This is a genomic window from Bradyrhizobium sp., from assembly GCF_049581145.1.
In the GTDB taxonomy this organism is placed as follows: domain Bacteria; phylum Pseudomonadota; class Alphaproteobacteria; order Rhizobiales; family Xanthobacteraceae; genus Bradyrhizobium.
Genome location: NZ_JBAURI010000003.1, coordinates 1 through 9,376 on the forward strand (window position 1 = coordinate 1; position 9,376 = coordinate 9,376).

Here is a 9,376-nt window from a genome sequence, read left to right on the forward strand (position 1 = left end):
ACAAATCGAAGACGTTCCTCCATTACCGAACTCGCTTTCCACGGCATCGACACCTCCCGCAGAACAAAAGCGGAAAGTGTTACCCATGTGTCCGGTACGTTTCGTTACCTATGTCTCGGGCCGCTCACTGCCGTTCAGACGAGAGCTGCGAAGCTTGTGCAGGTTCGCTCGTGATCTGGTCTCGCCGGTCGCGGCGATGAAAGCCTTTGCGAAGGACATCTGGTCGTCTGAGCCGGGCTTCCGATGTTGCGTCGCGCGTCAAGCCGCGATCTGCGTCGCTCTCACGCCGTGGTGTCGGGTGCCGTCTTCTTGATCCCGACGGCGCCAGCACGTCTACGTCGGTTTCGAGATCGTCGTACGCCTGAAATGTTCGTCCAGAACGCGGCGCCGGTCCTGAAGGACTTGCCCAGCCGCAGCACCGTGTCGGCCGTTACGGGCTTTTTTCTCGCGCAACGCGTTCGATCCGGGGCGCGGTACGTGCACCGCGGCCGGCCGACCCCGGCATCGTCGCGACCATCCAAAGCACACGCTGACCGGCGAAGGATCAGCGACCGGCCATCCGCCGGCCTTCTTGTCAGTCCTCGTCGTCTTCCTCGGCCTCGGCCTCGGCCTCTTCGAGCTCTTCGGCCGCGTGGTCAATCACATCAAGGGCTTGCTGGACTTCCAGGATGCTCTTGACCGCGATTTCCGTCTCGCCGCGTTTGTAGCCGGTCGCAATGGCCTTGGCCCAGTTCTGGCGGACCTCGACCAGAACCGCGCGCGCGTTGATCAGGATTTCAAGATCGTTATCGGCCATGTTGTTCCTCGTTGGCGTTGTCATCGACTCGTAACGACGACGTATGGCGCGCGTGTGTCAGAGCGAGAGGTCACCTGCTTGGTCTTGCAGCGTTCGCATTGCATGCCAACGATGCGGGCGCGGGACTGTCGTCAGCACCGGATACCACGGCGGACAGGCTCAGCCGCGCGCGGAGCTGCTTCAGCGAACTGGCCGTGCAACCCGTGCTGAGTCTGGCCTACGCCGTGATGTTGAGCAGCGACTGGGTCATGCCGTCGGCCGCCTGCATCACCTTTGCATTGGCCGCAAAACTGTACTTCGCGACCAGCGTGCTGACGAACTGCTGGGCGAGGTCGACATTGGGCGCGGCGACCAGGCCGTCCTGGTTGGCGAAGGAGGCGGATGGGTCGGAGGTTGCGACATAGGATGGCGTCGCCGTCGCGACCGACGTTTGCGTACCGCCGTCGGTGCTTGCGGTCTGGACAACATCAAGCGGCACATAGGCCTGCGGCGCCCCCACTGGTACCGTTCCATTGGCACTGGGCAGCGCGCCATTGGACCCGACATTGGCGATGTTGCTGGCGGTGACCTGGAGGCGGCGGCCCGCCGCGTTCATGCCGGACAGTGCGATCGTCGAGATGCTGCTCATCAAGGGCTCGTCGGATGGAGGGTCGAGCCGGCACCTAACGCCTCGCGCCCTAAGCGAGCCTCAAGGCCGGCGGCCGAATTCAAGTGGCGGAGATCAGGGATCGTTTACCATTCGGCTGCGGCGGCGGCGTCGCAGGAAACCGATCTTCGCAGTCGCGCCGCGCGCGGCCACCCGCCGGCAATCGGAACGGGTTGATCCGGCCGGGTGTTGGCTGGCCTGAACGCCGTTTGATTGGACGCGATCTGGTCGCCTTGATAGCAGACGTCCGGGTGGCGGCAGTTGTTGGAGGCTGCCATGCACTGGCGAAAGCTCCCGGAAGGATCGAACGGCAAGGGTCTCTACCTGGTGGTTCTGGCATTGGGTGCGTGTGTCGCCTTGTCTACGGTTGCGCTGATTTTGCATTTCCACAGCTGAGACGTTCCCGGCCGCCCATCGGTGGCTCCAAAGCGCGAAGCGGTGCCGGGCGGATCCGCTGGCTTGCCGCCGGCCTTCCGGAACTTGCGATCATGCGTTCGATCGCCGCCCAGGCCGGCCGAATCTTCGCGCCGTGCTGATCGGGGGAGACGGCGTCGCCACGCATGTGGCGTTGGAACCCTCGCCGCGCGCCGGCGTTTGGTCGGCAAGAGACCGGCGCGCTGCCGGCGGGTACGTACATGACCAGGCGATTTCGTTCTCCGATGCCGGCGACCCATCGGCTGCACGCGCAGGCGCAGGGCCAGCCCTCGCCGGCGACCCGACGGCTGCCGCGGAGCCGTTTGCAATGAACGCGAACCCGGTCGTCACGCCCGAGAGCGAGCCGGCTCCGCACGCGAGCCCGGGGTCATGGCTTGGTTACGCGGCGGCAGCGATGGTGGCCGCGATCTTCCTTCTGGCCGGAACGACATCGTGGTTCCTGTACGGCATCCATTTGCCCTCGATGGCCGAGATCACGTCGCGACGCGTCATCGTGCTGAAATCCGCCGACGGGCAGGATCTGCTGCCCAGGGGCAATTTGCGATTGGCGCCCGTCGAGGCGCAAGACATGCCCGCCGTGGTCGTCGATGCGGTCCTGAGCATTGAAGACCGGCGCTTCTATCGGCATGGCGGCGTCGATTTTCCCTCGATGCTGCGCGCATTCCGACAGGATATCGAGGCTCACAGGACCGTCGCCGGCGGCAGCACCATCACCCAGCAACTCGTCAAGACCCTTTTTCTGGGTCCGGAGCGGACCTACCGCCGCAAAATCCAGGAGGCGGTGATCGCGATCTGGATCGAGCATCATCTGACCAAGGACGAAATTCTGACGAGTTATCTGAACAACGTCTATCTGGGGTCGGGAGCGACCGGGTTTCCGGCTGCCGCAAAGCTCTACTTCGACAAGAGCGTTGCTGACTTGACCGTGCCGGAAGCCGCCATGCTGGCCGGAATGATCAATGCGCCGGAGCAGGACGACCCATTTCACGATCTCGACGCCGCGCGGAAGCGGGCCGCGACCGTTCTCGACGCGATGGTGGACAACGGAAAGTTGACCGAACAGGCGGCGCTGGCGGCGAAGCTGCATCCGGCGGCGCCGGCGCGGGCGGAGATCTCGCCGCCTGCGGCCGGCTGGTTCGTCGATTGGGTCTATAACAAGGCGGCCGCGGTCACGCCACCGTTTGCCGGAACCGTCGGGATCCGGACGACGCTGGATCTGCGCCTGCAGGAGTCGGCGGCGGAGATCGTGAAGTCGGTCTTGGCCAAGGACGGCGACCAGAAGCACGCGCAACAGGCCGCGCTGGTTGCGATGCGGCCCGATGGCGCCGTTGTCGCCATGATCGGCGGACGCAGCTACGCACGCAGCCAGTACAATCGCGCGGTCCAGGCCGAGCGGCAGCCGGGCTCGGCGTTCAAGCTGTTTGACTATTATGCGGCCCTGCGCGCGGGTTTTAAACCCGACGACGACATTCTCGATACGCCGATCGACATTCACGGCTGGCGGCCGGAGAACTATGAGCGCCGCTACCATGGTGAGGTCACCCTTGCCGACGCGTTCGCCAATTCGCTGAACGATGCGACCGTGCGACTGTCACAGAAGGTTGGAATCGGCGAGGTGATCGCGGCCGCGCGCGATCTCGGCCTGCGCGCGCGGCTCGAAAACAACCCAAGCCTCGCGCTGGGTACCGCCGAAGTGAGCCTGCTCGATCTGACGTCGGCCTATGCGGCAGTGCGCGCGGGCAAGGCGCCCGTCACGGCATGGGGCATTTCCGGCGTCAAGATGCCGAATGACCCGCACTACCTGCCGATCGGAGATCCCGATCAATCGCAGCACAGCCTCGGGCAGTATCAGGCCGAACTGATCAGTCTGCTGCAGGGCGTGGTCGAACATGGCACCGGTCGTGCCGCGGCGCTTCCAGGTTTTGCCGCCGGCAAGACCGGAACGACCCAGGACTATCGCGATGCCTGGTTTGTGGGCTTCGATGATTCGCTCGTCGTTGGCGTCTGGGTCGGCAATGACGACCATAGTCCGATGAAGGGCGTCGTCGGCGGCTCGCTCCCGGCAGAGATTTGGAAGGATTTCATGGAGCAGGCGAGCGCGCCGACGGTGGCCGGAAACGATCCGGTCGGGTCGCCTGCGCTGCCGACGACGGTCGACCAGTCGCAGCAGGCGTCCGGCCTCTCCGATCAGGATGCCGCTCCGGCCGCCGAGACGCAGGCCGGCCAGTGCAACGTTCCGGCCTGCGAAGAATATTATCACTCTTTCCGGATCTCGGACTGCACCTATCAGCCGTATTGGGGACCGCGCGAATATTGTGAACGATAATTGGTGACGCCATCAATGCGGCAGCCGGCTCCTGCCAAGCCTGCGCGCAGGTTCACGAAAGTATGAGTGGGCGATTGGAGCAGACCACCCGGTCGCAGCGTTGCACACCAGCCAGGGTGTCTCTGCAGCAAGCAGATCTCGAGGAAGCCAGATTTGACCGTCGAATCCAGCAATGTCGAATCCACCAACGTCGAACCCGCGACGGGAACGAGGCGGGACTTCCTCTACATCGCGACCGGCGCTGCCGCCGTGATTGGAACGCTGGCGGCGCTGTTTCCGATGGTCGACCAGATGGAGCCCGACGCCTCGACCCTAGCCGCGGGCGGCCCGGTGGAGTTCGACGTGAGCAAGCTTCAGCCGGGCCAGCAGGCGATGGTGCGCTGGCGTTCGCGACCGATCTTCATCGTCAATCGTCCGCCTGCCGCCCTCAAGACCCTGCAGGATCCGAAACTGCTCGACAGATTATCGGACGCCAATTCCGGCGCGCCGCAGCAGCCGCCTTACGCCGGCAACTGGCATCGTTCGATCAAGCCCGAATACGGCCTGCTGGTCGGCATCTGCACCCATCTCGGCTGCATTCCGATGTTCTATCCCGATCCCAGCAAGAGCCTGCCGACGGCGGACTGGCTCGGGGGCTATTTCTGCCCGTGTCACGGCTCCAAATACGATCTGGCGGGACGCGTTTTCGCTGGCGTACCGGCTCCCTACAATCTGCCGGTCCCCCCCTATCGGTTCGTCAGCGATACGATGGTCCGAATCGGAGAGAATCCTCCTGGCACCGTCTGGGATTTTTCGTCGATCGCCCAGATTTGACGGGCCGAATTGGCGAACCAAGGGAGCGATGGACGAGGTGTTTCTGTCGGCCATTTCGATGGCGAAGCGCAGCTTCTCGGCGATTCCGGCCAGCTCCCTGCCGAACGAAATTCAGTGCGATTATTGATCTCGCGAAACAGCGGTACAAGCGCAGGAACCATTGCGGAGCCCGCTTATTACAGACCAGCGAGGCCTGCCTGGATGTGGTTCCGTGCCATGGAATCGTTCGAACTCAACAAGGTCCTGGGTGCCGTGCTGGGCCTGTGCTTGTGCCTGCAGGTGATCCATCTTTCCGCCGGCGCGATCTTTGCGCCCAAGGTGCCGGCCAAGCCGGGCTTTGAAATCGCGGTCAAGCAGGCCGAGACCGCCGCACAGCCTGCAACAAAGGCGCCGGAAGAGCCGATCGAAAACCTGCTGGCGGCTGCCAACGTCGATCATGGCAAGGAACTCAGCAGGGTATGCATGGCCTGCCACACCCTGCAGAAGGGCGAACCGAACAAGATCGGTCCGAATCTCTACGGCGTGGTCGGCCGGCCGCGGGCCTCGGAGCCGGGCTACGATTATTCCGCAGCCATGAAGGCGAAGGGCGGCACCTGGACGTTCGACGAGCTCAACAAGTTCCTGGCCGGCCCCAGAAATTACATTCCGGGAACCAAGATGACGTTTGCCGGTTTCGACAACGAACACCAGCGCGCGGACGTGATTGCGTATCTGCGCACCCTGTCGGATAATCCGGTGCCGTTGCCGACCGCGACTGCGGCGCCTGCCAGTTCGAAACCGGGCGAACCGAGTTCTCCGCAGAAAAAAGGGAGCTGAAGCCGAATGGCAGGTCTGCTCTCGTCCATTGAGGTCACGTCGAGTTTGGCGATGCGGGCGCTGCGCCCAAAGCTCGACGAATATCGCTCCTCGATCGCCTCTTTCGCGGCGCTGAACGGCATTGCGTTGATCTTTCTCTGGATCAGCCGGGCGACGGAGCTCCATCAACTGGCGATCGGGATCATGATGTCGTCGATCACGCTCACGATCGCGATGGCGCTCTTTGAACTCTGCTGGTGCGTGGGTCTGCGCGTGGCGGCGCGGCGCGGCTCGGAAAAGGACAAAAACGACAACTGAGAGTGGCGTTTTTCCACGTCCGAGGGGCTGTCATCGCCGCGCCGGCAAAGGCGCCGGGCTTTCGCTGTTTCAGATCGATGCGAGCGGCCTTGGGCCTGGATATTCCACGTCACCGCTCTCGTGTGATCATGGATGCGCGGGACGAACGATCGAACGCAGGAATGTGATGACCGGGCGCAGGATGGTCAGGTCGGCGACCAGCGCCAGCATCATCGCCAGCGTACTCAGCCATCCAAACAGCCGCAGCGACGGCAGGTTCGAAAACACGGTTACGATCAGTCCGCAGGATAGCACCACCGAGGTCAGGATCAGCGCCGGGCCGACCAGAATGGTGGCGCGCTGGACGCTTATCGTGGCGCTGTCGCCAGGCCTTTCCTCCTGGCGCATGCGGTTGAGGAAATGGATGGTCGCGCTCAGGCCGAGCCCGAACGATACGGTCAGCGCAATGACGCTGGCGAATTGCAGGCCGTCGCCGAGCGCCCAGAGCAGCGATCCCGAAACGACGATGGGGAAGATCGCCGGCAGCACGCTTGCGCACATCACCAGAAACGAGCGGAAGGCAAGGCCGATGAACGCCGCGACGAACACCACCTCGACGGTGAGGCCCCGATTGAGTTTTTCGATCATGCCGGCGCTGTTGCGCGCGGCGATCGCCGAAAGGCTGGTGACGGAGATGGTGTAGCCGGGGTGCTGGGATCGTACCGAGGCGAGCGCCCGATCCAGCGCGGCGACGATCGGGCGTATCCTGCTGGCGTCGACGTCCGGGACGCGGCCGGCAATGACGACGGCGTCCTGATTGGCTGAGATAAAGCGCCGCACCAGGTACTGGGGAAGAATGTCGACATATTGCTTGAGGGTGGCGACGTCCGTTCGACCGGCTTTCTCCGCCAGCCAGCGGCGCAGGGTCTCCAGCGACCAGACATTTCCGATGCCGGGCTGATTCTGCATGATGCCGTGAACCTCGGCGATCACCTGCAGGGTCTGCGGCGAATAGAGCGATGCTCCCTTCGGAAACTGGATCATGATGTTGATGGGGCTCGATCCCGTCAGTTCGGAGTCCAGCCGGCCGGCGGCTGCGACCGCCTGACCGCGGTCCGGCACCTGGTCGGCGAGACGGTAGCGCGGCTGCAACTGCGAATACACCGCCGCGAACATCAATACGACGACAAGGCCGATCAGGCTGTAGATGCCCGGGCGCCGGACCATGCGGCCCGCGATCCAGCCACAGGCGTCGCGCAGAAATGCGACAGCGCGGTCGGTCCGTCTGGCATCGGCTGCAAATTTACCCTCGTGGCGGACCAGCAGAATCCCGAGCAGCGGCACCAGCGTCAGCACGGTCACCAGCGCGATCAGCGTCGCGATCAAGCCGGCCTCACCAAACGACCGAATCAGGTCGGACTGCGAGAATTGCAGCGCGATGAACGAAAGCGCCGCGGTGCCGTGGGTCAGCACACATGCCGGGCCGACCACCAGCAGGGCATGGCGAAAGGCCTTGTACCGGCTTTCGCCGTCGATCAGCCGATCCCGTGCGGCGAAGGTGAGCTGCATGCTGTCGGAAAAGCTGATCACCATGATGAGCGGCGTCATGATGTTGAGGAACAGGTTGAGACGGAAGTCCAGCCAGCCCAGGGCGCCCAACCCCAGCAGGATGGCCGTCAAGGGTGGTCCGGCGGCAACAACCATGAACGACACACGCCTGAAGAACAAGATTGCAATCAGGCAACCGGCTGCGAATCCAACCGCATTGTAGATCACCCGATCGCGCTCCACGGCGTTGCGGATCTCGAGCTGCATGACCGGGACGCCGGTGAGGCTGGCTTTGAGGCCGGTTCCGGCCAGATCGGTGCCGGCGGTCTGGCGAATATCGTGCACGATGCGGCTCAGGCGTTGCCCCTGGACGGCATCGGGATCAAGCGCGAGTACGATCAGCGCCAGCTTGCCGTCGTTCGAGAGCAGCTTGCCGCGGATGATCTCGTTCGAGGTGATGCGCTGGACGAGCTGCTGATAGGCGGCGCCGCTCGGAATGTCCTCGGGAACCAGCGGCGCCGGCAGCTGTCCGTCCTCGGGAGGTTGACGCGCCGAAAACAGGGAGATGATGCCGCGCGTCCCGTCAATCAGCTGCAGATCGGTGACGAGATCGCGAAGCTTCGCAATCGAGGAGCGCTCCAGCAATGTGTCGCCATTGACGACGATCAGGACGTCGAACTCGCTGGACGGAAACAGGCGGGTTTCCCGCTCATACAGTTTGAACTGCGGCGTGTCGGATCGGAACAGCTGACTGAGGGAGTCGTCGATCTTGATCCGGCTGATGCCGAAACCTGCCGCGATTGCAAGGATGATGGCAACAATGCCGACCCCGGCGGGAAACCGCAGGGATACCAGCCCAATGCGCTCGATGCCGAGCGCAAGATCGTGCCGGCGGCGCAACCAGAGCCTGCCAAGGTGACCATGGAGCTGCATCAGTCGATGGTCTCGGCCGGCTTGGCCGGCGGCGCGTCAGTCGGCTTGTCGTCCTCCGACATGCCTTTGCGGAACGCCTTGATGCCCTGGGCGAGATCGGCCATCAGGCCGCTGATCTTGCCGCGCCCGAACAACAGCATCACGATGACGAGGACGACGATCCAGTGCCAAATGCTCAAACCTTCCATCGGCGGCTCCTCTGCGGTCACGGACCTTGCCCGCTGTCCTAGCCCCCGAACAGCTTGAAATAGGTCTCTGACCCGCAAGAACAACCTTCAGATATTCATTCGTTCCGCCTCTCGCCGCTTCATTACGCAGGTTTCACGAAACCCGAGGGGCGGATCACGTCTCCAGCGATTGTGAAGATGCGCGGCGTGACGCCGATATCCTTGGTCCACGTCGGCCGCTGGCCTCCTGCCACCGCCGCTATTGCGCCAGCGCGCGGCAGTGCGCCGCGCGCTGGCCGGTCACCGCATTGTATTTCATCAGGATGGCACAGCTGTTGTGCATATAGTAGCTGTCGGGCGTCTCCCGCCCGACCTCGGCGACGATCTCGCTTCGTAGCCTGGCCCAGCATTTGTCGGCGAGCATGAGCGCCGACTTGGCTTCGATCGAATCGCCCGGCCAGTCGAGCGCGGCGATGACGGCGGTGGCAAGCTCCGGCGCGGTGCAGACGACCTCGCTGTGCGGCGCCTCGAACGCCATCGCGAAGAACGGCGCCGCGTTGCCATGATTGAGCTTGTGGACGGTCAGCGTGCCGGCCTCGCCTGCGAGCTCGGCGCTCATC

At 63.8% G+C, this 9,376-nt stretch carries 9 protein-coding genes; 4 read left to right on the forward strand and 5 right to left on the reverse strand.

The genetic code is table 11. From position 1 onward, the window contains the following. Positions 1-574 precede the first annotated feature (574 nt). Both WCB02_RS00060 and WCB02_RS00065 read right to left on the reverse strand, forming a co-directional pair. Positions 575-796, reverse strand: coding sequence for a hypothetical protein (locus tag WCB02_RS00060; protein WP_423955055.1), 222 nt, complete (start codon positions 794-796; stop codon positions 575-577). Between the two features lie 217 nt (positions 797-1,013). Then, entirely contained in the window at positions 1,014-1,424 is a 411-nt protein-coding gene (locus WCB02_RS00065) for a flagellar basal body rod protein FlgC (protein ID WP_423955056.1), read from the reverse strand. Between the two features lie 760 nt (positions 1,425-2,184). Here WCB02_RS00065 and WCB02_RS00070 point away from each other — a divergent pair. The 4 genes from WCB02_RS00070 (at position 2,185) to WCB02_RS00085 (ending at position 6,129) form a co-directional block, all read left to right on the forward strand. After that, positions 2,185-4,203 carry a PBP1A family penicillin-binding protein gene (locus tag WCB02_RS00070; protein WP_423955057.1) on the forward strand — a complete coding sequence of 673 codons (2,019 nt, stop codon included), beginning with the start codon at positions 2,185-2,187 and terminating at the stop codon, positions 4,201-4,203. A 153-nt stretch (positions 4,204-4,356) separates the two neighbouring features. Then, entirely contained in the window at positions 4,357-5,016 is a 660-nt protein-coding gene (gene petA / locus WCB02_RS00075; RefSeq protein WP_423955058.1) for a ubiquinol-cytochrome c reductase iron-sulfur subunit, read from the forward strand. A 216-nt stretch (positions 5,017-5,232) separates the two neighbouring features. Next, entirely contained in the window at positions 5,233-5,832 is a 600-nt protein-coding gene (locus WCB02_RS00080) for a c-type cytochrome (protein WP_423955059.1), read from the forward strand. A gap of 6 nt (positions 5,833-5,838) precedes the next feature. Further along, entirely contained in the window at positions 5,839-6,129 is a 291-nt protein-coding gene (locus WCB02_RS00085; protein ID WP_423955060.1) for a hypothetical protein, read from the forward strand. 126 nt (positions 6,130-6,255) lie between these two features. Here the strand turns inward: WCB02_RS00085 and WCB02_RS00090 are convergent, their stop codons facing one another. The 3 genes from WCB02_RS00090 to WCB02_RS00100 form a co-directional block, all read right to left on the reverse strand. After that, entirely contained in the window at positions 6,256-8,589 is a 2,334-nt protein-coding gene (locus WCB02_RS00090) for an efflux RND transporter permease subunit (RefSeq protein WP_423955061.1), read from the reverse strand. Next, positions 8,589-8,777, reverse strand: coding sequence for a twin-arginine translocase TatA/TatE family subunit (locus WCB02_RS00095; protein WP_423955062.1), 189 nt, complete (start codon positions 8,775-8,777; stop codon positions 8,589-8,591). Before WCB02_RS00095 ends, WCB02_RS00090 begins: the two co-directional genes overlap by 1 nt. A 238-nt stretch (positions 8,778-9,015) precedes the next feature. Next, positions 9,016-9,376 (reverse strand): hypothetical protein (locus WCB02_RS00100; RefSeq protein ID WP_423955063.1); only part of this gene is annotated, 361 nt, incomplete at its 5' end.